Raw genomic sequence first — 19,220 nt, forward strand, 5'->3', positions numbered from 1 at the left:
GTTTATCTTTTAAGTATGAARTAGTTCTTTCACTTGGCTTATTTTCTAACGCTAGTTTTCTACAATTCTCAATTCGTTCACCTAAATTTGAAATTGATACATTCAAGTCAGAATACATTTTATCTTCTATATCCGCTTTTGCAAAAAACGGCAAAAATATCAATAAAAAACCCAAAAACAAAACATTTCTCATAGTTTACACCCATCAGAAATAGCTTTCCAAAATCTGTATTGCTTCCTATCAGAAGTGTGAATTACAGCCTGATATGTTGCTATATCATATATTTGCTTTAACTTAATCGTTTTAAGTTCACGGTTGGATTTTTTATTTAATCTTATACATCAAGGTTTTAAACACAGATATTCTCCTGATATAAACTTTAAATAAATTTCAATCAAACACATTGAATATAAAAGTACTACATTGCTCTCTAATTAATATATTTCATTAATGAAAAGTATATATTCAAGATCTCACATCAAAAACGACACCTACGATAGCTGGACACCTTTCCATTTAATATATCCTCCATGAATTTTGAAGATAATATGTTACTACACTTTAAAGGCGATTATTTATTAATAAATGCGAGTGCGATCGTAAATGCACTTTATTGCATAATTTGCCTATCAACCACCAGTTACCTGACCAACAAGCCACACTGTGTGGCTTGTTGCGTTTTCTACGCGCAACAAAACGTTGACTTACTTTGACAATCAAACTAAATTGATTTTCAAATATTTTGACTATCAAACAAATGGATTTTCTTTTATGTCTGCTTGCTCTCAAAGCCACCGATTTACCACACACAATCAACAAGGTGAAAAACGCACGTTTTATGTCCTTTTACTCACTCTTTTTACTATGGTGGCGGAAATCGTTGCAGGTACCCTTTACGGCTCCATGGCACTACTGGCTGACGGTTGGCACATGGGGACGCACGCGGCAGCCTTTTGCATCACCCTCTTTGCGTATCGGTATGCGAAAAACACGCGCACAGCGCTCGTTTCTCTTTTGGCACGGGTAAAGTCAGCGTGCTTGGTGGCTTTACCAGCGCGATTGCTTTAGGAATCGTCGCGTTGCTGATGGTGGTGGAATCTGTTCACCGCCTATTTAATCCTGAAAGTATTCAATTTAATGAAGCGATCTTGGTGGCGGTGGTTGGATTATCAGTGAATGTCGCCAGTATGTTCTTGCTGCATGATCACCATCATCACGACCACGGCGATCATCATCATGACCATCACCACGAAAATGAACATGAGCATGAGCACCATCACGACCACAATTTGCGTGCCGCTTATCTTCATGTACTGGCGGATGCCCTCACTTCAATCTTGGCTATTGTGGCTCTCATCATTGGGAAGTTCTATGGTTGGATTTGGCTCGATGCATTGATGGGCATCGTCGGTGCACTGGTGATCGGTAAATGGACCTTCGGACTGGTGAAACAGACCGCACCTATTTTACTTGATGAAAGCATTGAATCGAATTATCTCGAACAGCTTAACCAAACGTTAAGCCCTTATGCCACGGTGACCGATTTACATGTTTGGCGAATCAGCGCCCACCATTACGGCGCGATCATCAGCTTGGTGGATCACAGCGAAACCTCGTATGAGGAATATAAACACATGCTGGAAAAATTTGATAAGATTCACCACCTCACGTTGGAACTGCAACCGGCCAAGTAATGCGAAATTTAGAAAAACTCAATCAAACTCTGACTGAATTCTACGACAAGATGTCTTCGTGGGAGCAATCGGTGGTGAAAGAAACCGGTTACTCATTGGCGCAAATTCACACCATTGAAGTGCTCGGCTGTCACGGTGCGTTGCGAATGAAGGAACTGGCAGAAAAGCTTGGCATCACAACCGGTACGCTAACGGTGCAGATAGAAAAACTGGTCAAAGCAGAGTTGATTGAGCGCTGTGCACTTCCAGAGGATCGACGTGCCATCGTCGTCAAGCTAACAGAAGCGGGACAAGTGATTCATCGCCAGCATAATCAATTGCATCTTGATTTGGTTCGTGAGCTCACACGCCATATCGACGAAGAGCAGCAAGCGTTGCTGCTCTCTTGCCTTGAGAAGATGAATCAAGAGTTCTGAGGTTTTAACTCAACCGTATTCCCCTCAGGATCGGAGAGATAAATGGAACGGCCAAACCCTTGTGCGCCATAGCGATTGGCGAAATCTTCCACCTGCACCCCGTGAAGAGTCAGAAAATCGAGAATCTCTTGCTCATCTTTAGGGATGATTTGCAAACAGAAATGATCCAGATTTCGCCCTTCTTGCTCGGGTGCTCTGCCGCCTTGTTGCCCAAGCTTGCTGTCCACCGTGACCAGATCGATCAGTGCACTGCCTGCTCGCAACTGAGTTAAGCCAAACTCGGCCACTTCACGCTCAACAACACAGCCTAAAATATCGCAATAAAATGCTAACATCTTGGGCAGATCCACCACCCTCAGCACAATGTGATCAATCGCTTGCAATTGAATCAGCCTTGCCTTCTCCATGACGTTTCTCTCCTTTCGGTTATTTTTAGTTATAGCGTGTAATCGTTTTTCAGATCACTTTCCTGACTAAAGTACTCAACAAATTCGAACTGGAAACCATGATCTTCGAGATAGTAAACGCTCTTGCGATGTGGATGATCGCCACCCCAATGATCTAACGCGTAGCCCGCCAACGCGAGTCGCTCGACCACCGCATCCACATTGGGTACCACAATGCCAATGTGCTTTACCCCTGTGAAAGCCGTTGTCCAATTCGCGGCATCCCCCTCACCGCCAGTGCTGATGGCGATATAACTCTGTTCATCGCCAACATGGAACCACTCAATCGCGCGGCCAAACCAGTTGTCTAGCTTGCCCCCGCCACGTACTCGCCATTCGGGAATCGCACTGGTTAAGAAATGAATGGTTTTCTGCGCATCAACCACCGACATGTTGGCGTGTTCTACATAACTTTTCATCATTTTGCTCCTTGCACTTAACTAACAAGGAGCAGCCTAAAACCTCAAGTTAAATTGAGGTAAAGGGGGAAATTAAAGACGAAAACAGAAAAGAGAGCTTGATCACACAAAGATTCCCAAATGACGGATTTCGAGAAAGGAGAATTATCGGTTGAAGTCCCCCCTTAAAAGCCTCAGAATGTCGCACTTTTGGCCGATAGCGAAATCGTCGGCCCTGACTTTACCAACATAGAGAATCATACATGGGTTTTACCTCCTTAGGTCTGTCTGCACCAATCCTTAAAGCTATTCAGGAAAAAGGCTATGACACCCCTTCTCCCATCCAATTGCAGGCCATCCCTGCTATTTTAGAAGGCAAAGATGTCATGGCGGCGGCACAGACAGGAACAGGTAAAACTGCGGGCTTCACGCTGCCTATTCTTGAACGTCTGGCGAAGGGGCCACGTGTGCGTGCAAACCACATTCGTGCGCTTATCTTAACGCCGACCCGCGAATTAGCCGCGCAAGTACAAGAAAACGTCTTTATGTACAGCCGTCATTTGGATTTAAACAGTGCAGTGGTGTTTGGTGGTGTGAAAATCAACCCACAAATGCTGCGCCTGCGTAAAGGCGCTGATGTGTTGGTGGCAACACCAGGCCGCTTGATGGACTTGTACAGCCAAAATGCGGTGAAGTTTGATCAGCTTGAAGTGCTAGTACTGGACGAAGCCGACCGCATGTTGGATATGGGTTTCATTCGCGATATCCGCAAGATTTTGGCTTTGCTGCCAGCAAAACGCCAAAACCTGCTGTTCTCAGCCACGTTTTCTGACGAAATTCGCGAACTGGCAAAAGGCTTGGTGAATAACCCTATCGAGATATCGGTTAACCCAGCCAACTCGACGGCTCGCACCGTAGAGCAGAGCATCTACCCAGCAGACGTAAAGAAAAAGCCAGCGATGCTTGCAAAGCTGATTGAAGACGGTGACTGGCGACAAGTACTGGTGTTTACTCGCACCAAGCATGGCGCAAACCGCCTCGCGGCTTTCCTTACCGATCAAGGCCTGACTGCCGCTGCTATCCACGGCAACAAGAGCCAAGGTGCTCGTACCAAAGCGTTGGCGGATTTTAAATCAGGCGACGTTCGCGTATTGGTAGCAACCGACATCGCCGCGCGCGGTATCGATATTCCTCAGCTTCCTCAAGTCGTGAACTTTGAGCTTCCAAAAGTGGCGGAAGATTATGTACACCGTATTGGCCGTACTGGTCGCGCCGGTGAAACGGGTAAGGCAATTTCTCTAGTCTGTGCGCTCGAAGCGCCTGAACTGTTTGCCATTGAGCGTTTGATTCAAGAAGTGCTACCTCGTAAAGCACTGGAAGGTTACGCGCCAACCAACGCAGTACCAGAATCTAAACTGGATACGCGCCCAATTAAGCCGAAAAAACCGAAGAAGCCAAAGAAACCGAAAGCTCCGAATGCGGAAGCAACTGGTAGTGAGGCGAACAGCAAAGGCAGCCAAAAGGCGAAAGCGGCAGACAAACCTCAAGGGCAGAACCGTGGTAATGGTAATGGCAAAGCCAAACGTCAGTTCTCTGCGCCAAAAGAAGGTAACAATGATTCAGCCAACAAAGGTAAGAGACCAAATACAAAAGGCTCGAAACCTGCGAACAACGCAAATGGCAAAACACACGGCAAGCCAAACAACGCGAAAACTGGCAACAACAAGCCAGCTAATGGCAAGCCTTCGGCTCAACGTCGTAAGCCACGTCCACAAAGCGCTTAACGGTTAAAACGACAAGAGCCACACATTGTGGCTCTTCTCTTATTCCTCTCCGCGTCATCCCAGCTTACAAACCCTCAGCAGAAAAGCGTGCACTCCTTGCTTGTGATAAGCTGCAGTGCGTTTGCGACATCAACTCCGCCAAGGTAATCGCCGGATTTTCCATCACCAAACGCTGTAATTTGTCTTCCAGTGGTTCCAGCTTCTCGCTGTGTGAAGCCAACGCCAATTGCATTTTTTTGACCAAGTAGCTGGCTGAGTCCCCTTCCAAGCGCCTTACTTGATCATAAAACGCCTGCAGTGCCAAAGCTTCACCAGAAATTTGCCAATGGCGAGATCGACGAACGCGCTTAAGTTCACAACCATGATCCGCCGCCACGCTTTTCAAGTGCTTTGTCAGCTCCCCACCAATACGATGAATCAAGGACGGCAAAGCAATCACTACGAGTTGTTCATTCACGGGCTTAGCTTTCATGTTTTAGGATCCTTGATCGGCTCACAGTGGCACCATTATCGGCTTTGCTTCCACCACAAATACAAACCTTCAATATCTGCCGAGCACATCAAGGCCATGCATCGGCCAAGCTGTTCATCTGACCATTGCCACCATTGCATTTCCTGCAGCATCTCAATCTCTTGGGGAGAAAAGCGGAATTTGATGTGTTTAGCGGGGTTTGAACCCACAACCTCATAAGGTGCCACATCTTTGGTCACCACCGCGCGACTGGCGATTATCGCGCCATCTCCAAGCGTCACACCTGGCATGATCATCGCTTCCGAGCCAATCCATACATCGTGACCAATGCGCGTATCCCCAGCTCTTACAAAGCCATCTTTCGCTTCTGAAAAGTTAGGATTTTGTTGGTAGAAGAAAGGAAAAGTGCTGACCCAATCCGTTCTATGGCCTTGGTTTCCTGCCATCATGAACACCGCGCCTGAGCCAACTGAGCAAAAGCTACCGATGATCAGCTTGTCCACATCATTTCGCTCTGGATTAAGGTAACGCACGCAATCATCGAAACCGTGGCCATGATAATAGCCAGAGTAGTAGCTATGCCGCCCAACGATGATATTAGGATTGGTAATTTGCTCTTGGATTGGCTTACCCGAAAATGGGCTGTCAAAGTAGTTCATCTTGTTCTCGTTATTTCATCTCACTGCGGTATTCGCTAAGTTGGTAGCTTACCTTACCCGCTTCATTCAGCGTAAAAATCCAGACACTGTTGTCCGACTCAAACCGATATTGGTTTGCGGTTTCTAAAGGCTGTAACTGGCTAAGAAACTGCCCCATTTCTTTCTCTGCAATGAGAAACGAACCTTGAGAGGTATCGTTGTCCAGATCATTGGCCACTTCAATTTGCGTGGTCGACACAGGCAGAACATCTGGCAGCCACCCTCTTTCAAAGAGTTGATCCGCTTGAGCCTGTTGGTAATTGTCATAGTGGCTTTGAACTATATCAGAGCAGCCCGTTAAAACGAGGAGCAAAAGAAGAAAACGCGCTTTCATTGGTCTATCCATTTATTTCAGTGATAACAAGCGAGCAAAAATCGCTAAAACATTCAGCGAAATTGTATAAGAAAAACGACTTGGCGTTTGTACCGCTCTGTCAAAGATTGGTAAGAACTAAACTGCTTTTCTCTATTAGTAAGAAGGCGTACAGTGCCAACGCATTTAAAAACAATGAGGAAGATTAACATGGCGCTATTGTGTGAAACCGAGCGTTTGATTGTTCGCCATTTTGAGCTGAGTGACAGCGATTTCATCATCCAACTGCTCAACCAAGCGTCGTTTATTCGCTATATTGCTGATAAAAACGTGCGCACCACCGAAGATGCGATTCAATACCTCACCAACGGTCCCATCGCCAGCTACCAACACTACGGTTTTGGTTTAAGTATGGTAGCGCTCAAAGCATGTGGCACGCCTGTTGGTATGTGCGGCGTGCTAAAACGACCAGAGTTGGAACACCCAGATCTCGGCTACGCGTTTTTAGAAAAACATTGGCGCCAAGGCTACGCTGAAGAAGCGGCTAAAGCCTTATTGGCAAACGCTTTTGAACGTTATCTGTTGGAGCAGATTTTGGCCGTCACTCTACCAGACAACCAAGCCTCCAATGGGTTATTGCAAAAGCTCGGCTTTAGCCAACTTGGCACCAAAGAACTCTATGGTATGGAGAATAATTTGTACGGTATTGCGGGTGAGAGTCTGCGTTGAGCCATGCCATCATAACCATTTCATCTTATCCCCTTTAGAAAATTAGAGGGCTTAACGACATGCTTATGGCCTTCTGATTTGCTTGTCTTGCCAAGGAACAAAGATCACAATTATTTAACATTTATCCGCAAACACACTTCTGTCATCCATATTTAACGTGTGAGTAATATTTATAAATAAGAATAATCGCTCTAACCTAACTTATGGATAAGAAAGATGAAAATAACGCAGTGGAGTCTGATCCTTACAGGCTTAATCGCAATGCCTGCTCTGGCGGATACCGACGTTTACCTTACGAACAACTCTGATCAACCGTTGACCATTCAAGTCAAACACGATGGCAACGACTTACTCAAATATGGTGATGAGTGGCAACAGCATGTGCAAACTCTTGGCCCTTGGGAAACCAAATCAGTTCTTAGCTTTAACCGCTGGGACGGCGTGAAAACCAATCATACCTACCGCTTTGAAACCGTGGTCTCTAACCCGAAAGGCGAAAGTATTTCCCTCAATCAGGTAATGAGGGGGCACTGGTATAACTCTTCGATTCAATATGGGGTTAGCGCAGCCGACGTCAATTTGTCTCTTAAAGATGACCGCAATGTTCATCGCTCGCCGACGTTGGCGTTTGGTGAGCGTGAAGTGGAGTTAGCGTTTAAATCCTCGGCCACCGCTCGTTATGACGATCTTCACTACACCATCACACCAAACAAGGTCGATGAGGTGGTCGATGACAACGATCAGCATCTTAAGATCATGACTTACAACATCTGGGCTCTGCCTGCTATTGCGTCCCATATTGGTGAACGTTTTGAACTCATCCCAGACTATGTCAAAGGCTATGATTTGCTCGCATTACAAGAAGTTTTTGCCAATGGCCGCGATGCTTTTTTGCGTGAACTGGCCAAAGAGTACCCTTATCAAACCAAAATGTTGGATAAAAATGGCTTTAATATTTATGACGGCGGCGTGATCATTGTTAGCCGCTATCCGATTGTGAATCAGGCGCAGTTTGTCTTTCCTGATTGCACAGGTACCGATTGTTTTGCCGATAAAGGGGTAAACTACGCTGAAGTAATTAAAGGCGGTGAAGCCTATCATGTGTTTGCTACACACACCGCGTCATACGATACCGATACTGCGCGCGACTACCGCCAGCGTCAGTTCAAACAGATGCGCTCCCTCGCTCAGTCATTAAAGATTCCGGCCAATGAAACCGTGGTATACAGCGGCGACTTCAACGTCAATAAGCGTAAGTTCCCAGGCGACTATCAGCAGATGATCGCCAACTTAAGCGCGATTGAACCGCACTACTCAGGCTACACCGAATCAACATTTGATCCTCGTATCAACAATTTTGCAGGCGAGCCTCTCTCTGGTGGCGAGAACGTGGAATATCTCGACTACGTGATGGTGAGTAACGAGTACGCTGTGAAAGGCGACAACAACAACCGTGTAGACATCCCTCGCTCAACGGCAGAAAGCTTATGGAAACACTATAACCTTTCAGACCACTTCCCGGTTTCTACCGTGATCAAGCCATGATGCGTACCATCATCCTTGTTTTTGTCATCACCCTGTCCGCGCTTGCCGCGGGCATGGGTTTTATCACGCTGTTCTCTGGTAACGAGAGTAATGTCGCCACTTCTGCTCAACGAGTGGAGGCCACATCATCTCAGAGTGTAGACAACATTGATCATCAACCAACAGACACGATGGTTGCCACTAATGTAAATAGCGTTTCAGCGCGAAAGCAAACCGACAAAACATCGTCAAGCGAGTTACTGGCGGAAAGCCTCCAACAAGCTCAAGGTCGAGAATTGATTGCTGAACTTGACGCCTTTTGGCGCGAATGCCAACCAGAGAAACAATGCGAAGAACAATTGATGGCGGTATCGCCTTATCTCTCGGCAGAATTGTTTACGCTACTCTCTCAATACCCAGAATTGAACGCACAATGGCAACGCCATTTAGGCGATCTGCAATTTGACGAACAGCAAGCCTTAAGCGCTCGAATCGAACAACTTAAAGCACAAGCGAGGGAGATTTGGGGTGAGTTGGCAGATATTCTGTTTGCCGATGAGTTCGCGCTTTACGATTTCAGTCTCGACAGCGAATCCCTTAGCCAAAGCAAACCCGAAGAATTTGTAGCCAATTTTCAACGTTTGATGGTGCAGTGGCAAAACCGCGCACAATCGTTTGGGCTAGTGAGCGATAGTGCCAAATATGAACGAGGTATTTCGCTCATACCAAGTCATTTCAGCGATGCAGAGCAATCCACTATTCGCCAAACTTTGGAGCAAACTTATCTGTCCAAAGAAGAGCGTGCCAACCTTCAAACTCGTGAGCAAACGGTCGCCAAGCAACAGCAGCAAGTACAAGACTACCAAGCCGCCCTTGCTGAGCTGCAATCACGCCTTAACAAGCAAAGAGCCACCAGCCATGCAGAATGGCCAGAATCTGACTGGCAAAATTACTACCAACAGCAAGTCAGTGAATTTCGCCGCTCGTTTTTCTCTTCCTAAGCCAATCAAAAAGCAAAAAGGCACTTCGTAGCTTAACGTCGTGCCTTTTAACTCAACTGTAAGGGCTCTTATGAGCGCTTTGCCAAAGGCTTCCTTAAACCAATTCGGCTATGCCCCGCTGGGAAATCTTCAAAGCGTGTGAATTCTTCAAATCCCAAGCTTTGATAAAACTGCGGAGCCTGCCAACTTTGTGTCCAGAGCCACAAGCCAGATAGCGAATGTTGTTTCGCGTACTCTTCTGCTTGAGCCATCAGCTTTTTGCCCATTCCCGTGCCTCGGCATGCCTCATCAACCCAAAGCTCATCAATGTAGAGCCAATCCCAGAGTAAGTTCGCCGTTAACGCCGCGATGAGGTTGCCGTGCTCATCTTCCACCGTCCAGTTAAAACGTTCTTTTTGGTAAGGCGGTGCCAATTGCGTTTCGCTGTGAGATTCAAACCCAGCACTAAGTTGACGCTGCTTACCTTCATCTAAAGGACCTGTCGTGAAATCAATCTTCATCTTTTTCTCGTTTCTGTTTACCCGCTATTGAGCGCAGAGTATCGCACGGCAGCCGATGAAACCTTTAATTTTATTAATACCAAAATACTTGGAGTTGCAGGTAGGCGGCAAGTGCGTTCATCACCATGAGCATAGGCAGGCTATGTGATTAGCGGGAAGGAACGAAGCCAACACCGCGACAGCTTCAAGTAGGAAGGGGGATCACACTGTTAACTCAACTTGTTTTGCCCCAGCACCTCCCACTTTCATGTATGAAAACAATCGAAACATAGAAAACTTCATTCATATTGATTAGAATGGCACGACAAATTTGTGTTACTCCCATTGAGCAGCACAACAATCTGGATTTTTCTATGCCGCCCTGACTTTTGTTGGGGCGGTATTGCGTTTAGGAGGAATAAAATGTCCAACACTGAATCGATCTGCGTATCAACGCTAGACATGGATCGTATTAGCGCACTTCTTGAAAAGATGGCGAACTTATCACCAGAATTGGAGAAGCTGGAAAATGAGTTAGATAGAGCCAACGTGCTCGCGCCACAACAGATGCCCGACAACATCGTTACCATGAACTCAACGGTGCGTTTTACGTTTGTCGGCAGTGACAAAGTCATGGAGAAAACATTGGTCTATCCAGACCAAGTTCGTAACCCAGATGACGTTTCTATTTTTGCCCCAGTTGGCAGCGCGTTGCTTGGCCTTTCTGTCGGCCAGCAGCTCACATGGCCAATGCCCGGCGGCGCAGAAAAAACCATCGAAATTCTCGAAGTAACTTACCAGCCAGAGCGCATGGGCGAGTTTCATTTGTAATGCTTAAGACAAGAGCCGCAAAAGCGGCTCTTAATGGTAATGGTGTATGATTTTCGAGGTATCACATTACTTATCTTGACCAAATGGCTGTTGTACCGCTTTCAGTTGAATGAAGGCAAACTCGCCACGACGCTTTCACTGCCCCACCGAGAATCTCCCCTGAAGTGCATTCATCACTAGCACTCCGGCCCTGTTAGAGCGATAATCCCGCCCTTTGTGAGCACCCAGCTCAACGATAGCAATACAGAAGTAGAAAGACAGCGATGACAACTGAGCCAACAGTCATAATTGGACTGCACAATCCCAAAAGCCCCACCAATGTCGGCGCAGTGATGCGCGCAGCAGGTTGCTACAACGCCACTCAGGTGCGCTACAACGGCACCCGTTATAGCCGAGCGGCAAGGTTTCAGACCGATACACAAAATAGTCATGAGCGGATTGATTTAGTGGAGATGGAAGACCTCACTGCCAGCCTTGACGGCGATGTCGAGATTGTTTGTGTCGAGTTGGTGGTCGGCGCCACTGCGCTGCCGCATTTTGCCCATCCTGAAAAAGCCATTTATCTGTTTGGCCCGGAAGATGGTTCACTGCCACAAGAGGTGGTCGACAAAGCACATCATGTTGTTTATATCCCCACTCACGGCTGCATGAATCTCGCAGCGACAGTCAATGTGGTGATGTACGATCGCTTAGCAAAAACACTCGACTCGATAGACGACCACGCGCAAGTTATCGCCAATCGCGATAACAAAAACCGTTTGCGAGTTAAAGAGAACTTAGATTTATAAACTCGGCGGTGGCTTTATTGTCAGATTCATCTGAACACATCTCGTTTTTGGGGCTCATTAATCCACGACGGCTTAAGCCAGAGAAAACGTCTCATAAGTCATAAAAGACGCAATAAATACTATTTGATATGAAAGCATAATGATATCCTTCCAACTCATTGAATATTTAAGAGTTGGCGTTCGTGTTTCAACTCACAACGCTGTTTTAGTTTGGAATTATTAACCGTATATGGAAGTACACCAGCACCCAACTCGACCAGCCCAATATGTGGGAAGAAAGTCTATTTACCAAGCAGTAGGCGGCACGTACTTGGTTGATATGAATGGGCGTCTGTCCATCAACCACGTTCAACGATTACCAAACAAGTTAGCAGTCGTGTTTGGCAACTCGACGGTTGAAGTATCAGAACAAGATATAAAAGTAATTGGCCGCGTAGCGGTGACATTAAGAAAAGAATAACAAGTATTAATTTTAATAATAATTAAATCATCAAAAAAGGTTCGACATGTTTTCACAAGGCTATATGACATACTTCACGGTTGAGCAATGCGGTCTTTATCAATACAGCAAAGACGAATGTTTGGCGTTGGGGCTAGGAGAAACTTTTGACCACATCCTAAAGTGGGTCGACGGGCGTTCCCTTGCTGCAACTATTCCATGGGATCCAACCAAGACTAGAGACAATAAATCCAGAGTATATTGTAAACACCTTTACAAAGACCCAAAGACTGGACACTTTTTACTTGTTCTTTGGAAGTCTGATCAGCACAGTTCAGGCACCATGCTTGGTGTAGAAGAAAATGAGACCACTGGGTCTAAGAAAATTGTAAAAACTAGCTCTAACCACAAAGGTAAAAACGTAATTTGGGGCAGACCTTGCTACTACTGGATTATTCCTGAATACAATACCGTTGTTTCGATTAAGTTTGAACACTCTCTATGCGATGCTGACTTATTTAGAGAATTTGTTCGCTGTGCGATTACAAATCGTGTAAAGCATGACGGTCGTATAAAAATGTCAAATGACGGGCATACAGTTCTAACTCATTCGGCCGACAAAGAAACTAAATGTCTATATCGTTTCAATCTTAAAACTAAAAGTCTAGATTCAAGAGGAGCAAGTTTCCAAAAACTGGTAAGTCGAATCACACACATTGTAACAAGAGACACTATTTTAGTTTCGGGTAAAGACAATCGCTCCCATTGGGTCAATGATTTCAACAAATTGTTCCCTGTAGCTGCGAAAGGTAGCGCTGGCTTAAAAACCAAGAAAATAGAAGTTCGCTCTGAAGCTAAGCCAACTCCCAAAGAAGTGAAGGAGATTATTGAACAGTATGCCAAAGATCAGCGTAAAACCAGCGAGTGGAATAATGTTGGTTTTGTAACGGACACAGGGACATTTTGGGTTGATAAATATCGCTTGAGGGAAGAGATTCGTATAGATGGTGTAGCAGACTCATATCTGCCCGCAGACATGTTATACTCCTCGATAGCTGGCAACTTAAATCGCTATTTGAACCCTCTCGTAAAAGAGAAAAATCACCCCCCGAGAAGAGCGTAATATGGTACAATACATCTTTAAATATTCAGTTATTTTTGTATTGTTTTACTTTACATTCAGATATTTCAATGTCGTTGTATCCTACGATAGTTCTAAGGATTTCTTCAGTAATATGCTAGTAGTTTCTACTATGGTATTTACTCTTATGGCTATTTGGATAGCATACCTTTATCCAGACGCTTTAGATAAAATAAGAGATCAAGAAAAACTAGAAATTGCTGATTTTTCAGAGGCTAAGTCCAAACTAAAACGTTTAGAGTTCATTGTTGCTAGTGTACTAAAATCTGCTTCTGTATCTATTGTTATTATAGCAATTTACCTCGGAAAGGCTTTGTTTGAAAGCATCTCGTATGTATTTGTAATTAAAGAAGCAGGGTATTTATTAGCACCAACTATGATAACTTTGTTTTGGTTACAGTCTGAAGCAATATTTAGTGTTATGAAAGCAAACGTAACTTTTATTAATGAATTGCATACTCGGAAAGAACATAAAGAAGAAGACGAGGATATATAAACATCAATGAAGCTCCATTAAGGAGCTTCATTTCTACTTTCTGTTATTCTTCTTACTAATTCGTTTTGTATAACATTTCGAACAATGCCTTCACTTCCAATTAGAGCTTTAGCTAAATCATCTATTTCTTGATCAGGTTGCTCTCTTTGCACTACACCGTAAAACCTTAACAATCGACAAGTTATTATAGTAAACTCTCCTTTATTGGTTAATGGCCTATAAAAACTTCCCGGTACGACAGCGTTTATGTGCTCTCCATAAATGTCAAAGTGAGGATGAACAATTTTATAATCTCTACTATTAGTTGGAAAACGCCGGCGATTAGGGTTTTCTAGAACGTTTTTTGAACTCTTTGCGCCATTGCAATCTTTACACGCTACGCACAAGTTCCTAGGTTCAAACATAAACTGAACCTTATTATCTTTAGAGATTATATGTTCGATATCCCAAGCCATACCATGAGTCACTGGGTAAGTAACTGCACAGTATGGACACTTATATTCTTGTACGGATTTATAATTAGCCTTTATATTAGCCTTTATTTCAGTAAATTCTTCGCTGTTCCAATCTGTGCTACTTTTATTATCCCTCGCTTTAAACCCTTCAACTATTCTAGATTCTTCATTATTATACTCGATCGGAATTTCAATCATTATTAATAGCCTCTAAGACTCTTTCAATTGTTGTAATTAAAGAATAAACAGGATCTTCATCTTCTAACTTTTCTTTCAATGATATTAAAGTCATAGACCTATCTAAAACTTCTCTTCCGATATCTCCAGGTTTAGAAAGAGTGTTTAAAATATCCAAACTTTCATTGATTAAATACTCATTCTTGAAACCTGGCGACTTAAACAATGTAGCCAACTTATAATCAGAAGAGTAATTATATCGTTCTAAAGTATTAAATAGTTTATTTTCATCTAAGTCTAGAATATAACAATTACTTCCGGTTAACTTTGAAATCAATAATGGGGAGTGTGTTGCAATTAAAAAATGACAACCTGTATAGTTAGAAAATAAGCTCTCTAGTAATGGAATAAACTCTTCCTGCCACTCGGGGTGCAAACTTATTTCTGGCTCATCAATACAGATGAGAGAGCCATCTTCTATTTGACTTGCTATACCTAACAACATTAGTGCTAAACATTGCTCCCCAGAACTCGCACTCGTAAAATCAACAAACTTCCGATTATCATCCGCACGAGATAGCTTAAGACTTTTGATAGAAAATAAATTATTTTGGGATAAAACTTGTATAGCTTTAATATAACTATCTTCAAGTAAGTTTGTTTTTGATAGATTTATCGGAACACTATAAGTTGTCTTCCATTTATTACTTGAAGAAGTTAACGTTTTTATATTTCTGTAGATATCATCTATAGACTGCTCCCATCCCCTTTCATTAATGAGGTACTTATCGAATAATGGTGTATCTTTCTTTTTTAGCATCTCCGATACATTTGCTCTGGATAAGTTGTTAAAATCTAGTTTGAAGTTGGAACGATACGATACTAGAATCCTGTTTCCATAACCGAGGTAAGAAAGTGTTTTTTTTATTACTTCTACATTACTCTCAATGTTTTCTGGAACTTTAAACATACTATCTAGCACATTAGATATTAGTGATACAACTGAACTACTTCGCTTACTATTTTTCATTCCGATATATGAGTAAATGCTGTTTGAATGTGCAGTTTTAGAAGAGTTCAAAGGGAAACGATCAAATGGGCTCGTAGACAAACAAATCAACTTTCTCGGAAAGACATCATGGCGATTTTCTATATACTCCGGAGTTTTAAACACACTGGCCATTCTTGCTTCTATCCTTTGCATAGAACATTCCGTAGTACCTGTTTGATATTGGACTTGGTTGTTACTGTAATCCAAAGTTATTGCATTGAAACGCTTACTCCAGTTTTCGGGATGCTCCATTAAAAAATTGTCACTTACGAGAAAATTTGATGCTATAAACTCCAAAATGCGACTTTTACCAGCTCCATTTTTCCCAGTCATGACACTAATCAAGTTTTTTCTACCGGTGGTAGGTTGAGCTAACTCGTACTCGACTCCATCTAGAGTTACTTTATTTATCTGAAATATCATTGCTATTATCTTAACCAAAGTTTGTCACTGATCATATTCCATCTTTTTTAGTGAAACCATGAAGTAAAGCATTGTTTCGACGGTAGTGACGTACTTAAAGTGATCACAAACACAATGCGTTATCCCATTATGTCTATTCGGAAATTTAAAGACCGCAGTAAAAAGCGCTTGCTTTGTGAATGCCTACCACAACAAGGCAGTACTGGTAAACAAATACGTAAACACTTTATCTCCAAAGAGCGGCTACAGATTTTGAGCTGCATGTAAGGCTTGAGAACATATAGTTTTCAAGTTTTTCTTGCTAACTTTCATTTAACACATTCATTTTCCGAAATGACAAATACTTCGTGAAGCCAGTTGAAATGATAGCTTTATTATTGGGAGATATGCCAACGTGACCAACAACTATCACGTCCGAGCCATCGAGCTCACCAACATCTTTAATCTTAAAGTTTCTCAGTAGCTGATCTTTTAACTCTGGTCTAAGACTTATGCTGGGTTCCGTTCTGTAGTCACCATAGTTCAGCCAAAGGACTCCATTCTTATCTATATTCAAGTTGTTTATTGGACCCCAAAATATATATTCCTTTCCTGTGTGCTTATCACTTGCCTCTGATATAGGAACTAAGAAGTCTGAGAGTTGACCTTTAATAATTTCTCTTCCGCCATCCGTCACAATGTTAATCGTCTGTCCCTTATCCGCATAATTCGGGTTACGGCAGAGGTTTGTTAACAACGCCCTCAACGATTTGTTTAGTGGGAAACCTGAGCCAGAACCAACTCCAGATGCAGGTCTTGCTGTTACTCGTGTTGATTCTTCTTCACCGTGCTTGCCGTTGTCTTGAGATACATACAGTGAGTTGTTGTTGGCTTTATCTAGATCAACGCGAATATCAGAAGATAAATCCCCTTCTCCAGCAGATTCATCTTCACCATCAGGTTTCATTAACACCGTCGATGCGTCACAACCCGTAGCATGACGAGCACCAAAACAAGCCATACGGTCGATTTTTTCTGTTTTGTAGCCCTTCACAAACCAAGCTTTTTCTCCACAAACTTTGCAATCAATTAGTCCTCGATACTTACCCGGATCGTATTCATACATTTCTGTTGTACAATCTGAACCGTCTTCCCTATAGGCACAAACAAGCATACTCACCTCGGCACATAACACATACTGCTAGTTCTGATTTATCAGTAATTTGTGAGTTGGTCAATCCATAGTCGACGCTTTGAGATGTGGAGCGTACTCATTCTTGTTCGTCCACTATCGGCTTAAACATTGCAAAATCCACAACACCGAAATACTGTGTATAAAAACATGCCAATTTATATCCCTATGACGATACGAAACCTTAAAGACGGCAGTAAGAAACCATGGCTCTGTGAGTGCTACCCAAACGGTCGCACTGATAAACGTATTCGCAAGAAGTTTGCAACTAAAGGTGAAGCGACTACGTATGAACTTCACTTAATGAAAGAGGTGGATGATAAACCGTGGATGGGGAGCAAACCTGATAGCCGCCGTTTGTCTGACATCATTGCCCTATGGTATTCACACTATGGCTGCACATTAGTGAATGGTGATGTGGTCATTCAGAAGTTTCGCCATATGGTACAAGCGATGGGCAACCCTGTCGCATCTGCGTTCTCTTCTAAAATGTATTCCGATTTCCGCAGTAAAAGGATGTCAGGGGACTTGGTGTTTGTTGATGAATCGCCCTGGAATCGTGGCAAGCCGAGTGTATCGACACTCAACTCTGAGTTAGCTCGTTTTAAGGCGGTGTCTACGTTTTGCTGTCGGTTTGCTCTATTTTGCGGTAAGTGTACCTGTAAACGCTTCATACGGTAGGCGCGGAGGAATGGATTCCCGCGTGCGCGAGAATGACGACAAGTGATGTGACTCGGTATAGTTGCTGCTGTCAGTTTGCAATTGCTCAAACGGTACCGAGTTCCCTTCTTTTGACAGACCAGTGTTCTGCATTTAGGCACAGATATTTAGACTCAAAAAGTAAGCCAAGTAGCGCAACTCTGGGCTATACATTAACGAAGACCAGAAAAAACCGCCCCAATCATTAAGCCAACCTCAGGTACTTTGTTTGAAGAGAGCTACACGCTGTTTTGCTACATATTGAAGAACAAACTCGGTATTACCCTAGCATCTGTCGCCATTTACCCTTGTTGTCGTAAAAAAAGAGCCGCAAAAAGCGGCTCTAGATAGTTTGTAATTTTTGAAGTATCGGCTTACTTCTCTTTACCAAACACGTTGTTCTCTTGCTCAAGAACGCGGATGAACGTAGTGCGTTTGGTGAGCTCGCGAAGCTCTGCCGCGCCTACGTAGGTACAAGTTGAGCGCACGCCGCCAAGGATGTCTTGAATGGTGCTGTGGACACTGCCGCGGTATGGCAATAGTACGGTTTTTCCTTCCGCTGCGCGGTAGCCTGCAACGCCGCCAGAGTGCTTGTCCATCGCGCTCTTTGAAGACATGCCGTAGAACTTCATGTAGCTCTCGCCGTCTTTTAGAACGATTTCACCGCCTGATTCTTCGTGACCAGCGAGCATGCCGCCTAGCATCACGAAATCTGCACCACCGCCGAAGGCTTTCGCTACATCGCCTGCACACGCACAGCCACCGTCACCGATAATACGGCCACCAAGACCGTGCGCGGCATCGGCACACTCGATGATGGCAGAAAGCTGAGGGTAACCAACGCCTGTTTTCACGCGAGTAGTACACACAGAGCCAGGGCCAATGCCCACTTTAACAATGTCTGCACCAGCAAGGATCAGCTCTTCTACCATATCGCCAGTGACGACGTTACCTGCTGAGATCACTTTGTCTGGGAACGCGGCGCGAACTTGCTGAACGTATTGTACTAGGTGCTCTGAATAGCCGTTGGCGATATCGATACAGATGAAAATCAGCTCATCGGAAAGCGCCATGACATCTTTGGTTTTTTGGAAATCAGCTTCCGATGTGCCGGTTGAAACCATTACTTTGTTCAAGGTTTCGCTGTCAGCGTCTTTGACGAAATCGGCCCAATCTTGAACGGTGTAGTGTTTGTGGATGGCGGTCATTACACCATGCTGAGAAAGTGCTTTCGCCATGTCGAAGCTGCCCACAGAGTCCATATTGGCGGCAATGACAGGGACGCCAGACCATTGACGACCACTATGTTTGAATGTAAACTCGCGGGTTAAATTTACTTGAGAACGGCTTTTCAGGATAGAACGTTTCGGGCGAAACAGGACATCTTTAAAACCTAACTTAAGTTCTTGTTCGATACGCATTGTGTAATTCCTTGATTCATAACTTGTATGTGTCATCGCAGAGTGCGTAGTAACCAAGTTGGCAGACGAGGTTACTGTTCTTCGGACACAAAAAAACCGGAGCGTTGGCAGACGCTCCGGTTTTCAGCATTATAGGTCGCGATTTTTTTTCGACAAGTCTGATTTTTTAAATT

Annotated in this window: 20 protein-coding genes and 4 pseudogenes; 13 read left to right on the plus strand and 11 right to left on the minus strand. The window is 44.0% G+C overall.

What is annotated here, in order from left to right; all coding sequences use genetic code 11:
• Positions 1–193: pseudogene (locus CIK04_RS33395) on the minus strand (hypothetical protein); the annotation flags it as partial.
• A gap of 579 nt (positions 194–772) precedes the next feature.
• Here CIK04_RS33395 and dmeF point away from each other — a divergent pair.
• Positions 773–1,695: pseudogene (gene dmeF, locus CIK04_RS14865) on the plus strand (CDF family Co(II)/Ni(II) efflux transporter DmeF).
• Positions 1,695–2,111, plus strand: a complete 417-nt coding sequence (locus CIK04_RS14870; RefSeq protein WP_011081548.1) for a MarR family winged helix-turn-helix transcriptional regulator — start codon at positions 1,695–1,697, stop codon at positions 2,109–2,111. Before dmeF ends, CIK04_RS14870 begins: the two are co-directional and overlap by 1 nt.
• Here CIK04_RS14870 and CIK04_RS14875 read toward each other — a convergent pair.
• Together CIK04_RS14875 and CIK04_RS14880 are read right to left on the minus strand one after the other, a co-directional pair.
• Positions 2,099–2,518, minus strand: a complete 420-nt coding sequence (locus CIK04_RS14875) for a VOC family protein (protein WP_097352187.1) — start codon at positions 2,516–2,518, stop codon at positions 2,099–2,101. The genes CIK04_RS14870 and CIK04_RS14875 overlap by 13 nt on opposite strands.
• 29 nt (positions 2,519–2,547) lie before the next feature.
• Positions 2,548–2,976, minus strand: a complete 429-nt coding sequence (locus CIK04_RS14880; protein ID WP_038969505.1) for a VOC family protein — start codon at positions 2,974–2,976, stop codon at positions 2,548–2,550.
• A 242-nt stretch (positions 2,977–3,218) separates the two neighbouring features.
• On the opposite strand from CIK04_RS14880, the gene CIK04_RS14885 reads away from it, so the two are divergent.
• Positions 3,219–4,739: a DEAD/DEAH box helicase gene (locus CIK04_RS14885; RefSeq protein ID WP_097352188.1), complete on the plus strand. Its 1,521-nt coding sequence runs from the start codon at positions 3,219–3,221 to the stop codon at positions 4,737–4,739.
• Positions 4,740–4,803: 64 nt separating this feature from the next.
• Here CIK04_RS14885 and CIK04_RS14890 read toward each other — a convergent pair whose 3' ends face one another.
• Genes CIK04_RS14890 through CIK04_RS14900 form a run of 3 tightly spaced genes read right to left on the minus strand, consistent with a single transcriptional unit; the run spans position 4,804 to position 6,255 of the window.
• Complete coding sequence (locus CIK04_RS14890) at positions 4,804–5,211, minus strand: ribosome recycling factor family protein (protein ID WP_039537365.1); 408 nt, start codon at positions 5,209–5,211, stop codon at positions 4,804–4,806.
• A gap of 35 nt (positions 5,212–5,246) precedes the next feature.
• Positions 5,247–5,870 carry a type B chloramphenicol O-acetyltransferase gene (catB, locus tag CIK04_RS14895; RefSeq protein ID WP_097352189.1) on the minus strand — a complete coding sequence of 208 codons (624 nt, stop codon included), beginning with the start codon at positions 5,868–5,870 and terminating at the stop codon, positions 5,247–5,249.
• Positions 5,871–5,880: 10 nt separating this feature from the next.
• Positions 5,881–6,255: a hypothetical protein gene (locus tag CIK04_RS14900; protein WP_097352190.1), complete on the minus strand. Its 375-nt coding sequence runs from the start codon at positions 6,253–6,255 to the stop codon at positions 5,881–5,883.
• 177 nt (positions 6,256–6,432) lie between these two features.
• Here CIK04_RS14900 and CIK04_RS14905 point away from each other — a divergent pair, with 177 nt between their 5' ends.
• The 3 genes from CIK04_RS14905 to CIK04_RS14915 all read left to right on the plus strand — a co-directional run bounded on the left by CIK04_RS14905 (position 6,433) and on the right by CIK04_RS14915 (position 9,476).
• Complete coding sequence (locus CIK04_RS14905; RefSeq protein ID WP_176463349.1) at positions 6,433–6,951, plus strand: GNAT family N-acetyltransferase; 519 nt, start codon at positions 6,433–6,435, stop codon at positions 6,949–6,951.
• 216 nt (positions 6,952–7,167) lie between these two features.
• Positions 7,168–8,496 (plus strand): sphingomyelin phosphodiesterase, encoded by a 1,329-nt coding sequence (locus CIK04_RS14910; protein WP_097352192.1) that lies wholly within the window; start codon positions 7,168–7,170, stop codon positions 8,494–8,496.
• On the plus strand, positions 8,493–9,476 hold the full coding sequence (locus CIK04_RS14915; protein ID WP_097352193.1) for a chromosome partitioning protein ParA: 984 nt from the start codon (positions 8,493–8,495) through the stop codon (positions 9,474–9,476). Before CIK04_RS14910 ends, CIK04_RS14915 begins: the two co-directional genes overlap by 4 nt.
• 68 nt (positions 9,477–9,544) lie before the next feature.
• Here CIK04_RS14915 and CIK04_RS14920 read toward each other — a convergent pair whose 3' ends face one another.
• Positions 9,545–9,976 (minus strand): N-acetyltransferase, encoded by a 432-nt coding sequence (locus CIK04_RS14920; RefSeq protein WP_097352194.1) that lies wholly within the window; start codon positions 9,974–9,976, stop codon positions 9,545–9,547.
• 402 nt (positions 9,977–10,378) lie between these two features.
• Here CIK04_RS14920 and rnk point away from each other — a divergent pair, with 402 nt between their 5' ends.
• The 5 genes from rnk to CIK04_RS14945 all read left to right on the plus strand — a co-directional run bounded on the left by rnk (position 10,379) and on the right by CIK04_RS14945 (position 13,650).
• On the plus strand, positions 10,379–10,786 hold the full coding sequence (gene rnk, locus CIK04_RS14925) for a nucleoside diphosphate kinase regulator (RefSeq protein WP_011081559.1): 408 nt from the start codon (positions 10,379–10,381) through the stop codon (positions 10,784–10,786).
• Positions 10,787–11,049: 263 nt separating this feature from the next.
• Positions 11,050–11,574, plus strand: a complete 525-nt coding sequence (locus tag CIK04_RS14930) for an RNA methyltransferase (protein WP_097352195.1) — start codon at positions 11,050–11,052, stop codon at positions 11,572–11,574.
• Positions 11,575–11,803: 229 nt separating this feature from the next.
• Positions 11,804–12,034 (plus strand): bacteriocin, encoded by a 231-nt coding sequence (locus CIK04_RS14935; RefSeq protein ID WP_081370724.1) that lies wholly within the window; start codon positions 11,804–11,806, stop codon positions 12,032–12,034.
• 46 nt (positions 12,035–12,080) lie between these two features.
• Entirely contained in the window at positions 12,081–13,136 is a 1,056-nt protein-coding gene (locus tag CIK04_RS14940) for a hypothetical protein (RefSeq protein ID WP_097352196.1), read from the plus strand.
• A gap of 145 nt (positions 13,137–13,281) precedes the next feature.
• Positions 13,282–13,650 (plus strand): hypothetical protein, encoded by a 369-nt coding sequence (locus tag CIK04_RS14945; RefSeq protein WP_072604578.1) that lies wholly within the window; start codon positions 13,282–13,284, stop codon positions 13,648–13,650.
• A gap of 17 nt (positions 13,651–13,667) precedes the next feature.
• On the opposite strand, the gene CIK04_RS14950 is transcribed toward CIK04_RS14945, so the two are convergent.
• From CIK04_RS14950 to CIK04_RS14960, 3 genes are all read right to left on the minus strand, one after another.
• The gene (locus tag CIK04_RS14950) at positions 13,668–14,303 is read right to left on the minus strand and encodes an HNH endonuclease (RefSeq protein ID WP_232708579.1); all 636 of its coding nucleotides are present in this window, start codon (positions 14,301–14,303) and stop codon (positions 13,668–13,670) included.
• Positions 14,296–15,756 carry an ATP-binding protein gene (locus CIK04_RS14955; RefSeq protein ID WP_097352198.1) on the minus strand — a complete coding sequence of 487 codons (1,461 nt, stop codon included), beginning with the start codon at positions 15,754–15,756 and terminating at the stop codon, positions 14,296–14,298. The genes CIK04_RS14950 and CIK04_RS14955 overlap by 8 nt, the downstream gene beginning before the upstream one ends.
• A 301-nt stretch (positions 15,757–16,057) precedes the next feature.
• Positions 16,058–16,909 carry a hypothetical protein gene (locus CIK04_RS14960; RefSeq protein WP_072604515.1) on the minus strand — a complete coding sequence of 284 codons (852 nt, stop codon included), beginning with the start codon at positions 16,907–16,909 and terminating at the stop codon, positions 16,058–16,060.
• A gap of 186 nt (positions 16,910–17,095) precedes the next feature.
• Between CIK04_RS14960 and CIK04_RS14965 the strand changes: the two are divergent.
• A pseudogene (locus CIK04_RS14965) lies at positions 17,096–17,542 on the plus strand (site-specific integrase); the annotation flags it as partial.
• Between the two features lie 285 nt (positions 17,543–17,827).
• A pseudogene (locus tag CIK04_RS33400) lies at positions 17,828–17,920 on the plus strand (integrase); the annotation flags it as partial.
• A gap of 80 nt (positions 17,921–18,000) precedes the next feature.
• Here the strand turns inward: CIK04_RS33400 and CIK04_RS14975 are convergent.
• Positions 18,001–19,047: a GMP reductase gene (locus tag CIK04_RS14975; protein ID WP_097352199.1), complete on the minus strand. Its 1,047-nt coding sequence runs from the start codon at positions 19,045–19,047 to the stop codon at positions 18,001–18,003.
• Positions 19,048–19,220: the final 173 nt, after the last annotated feature.

The sequence above is a fragment of the Vibrio sp. 03_296 genome, from assembly GCF_002265885.1.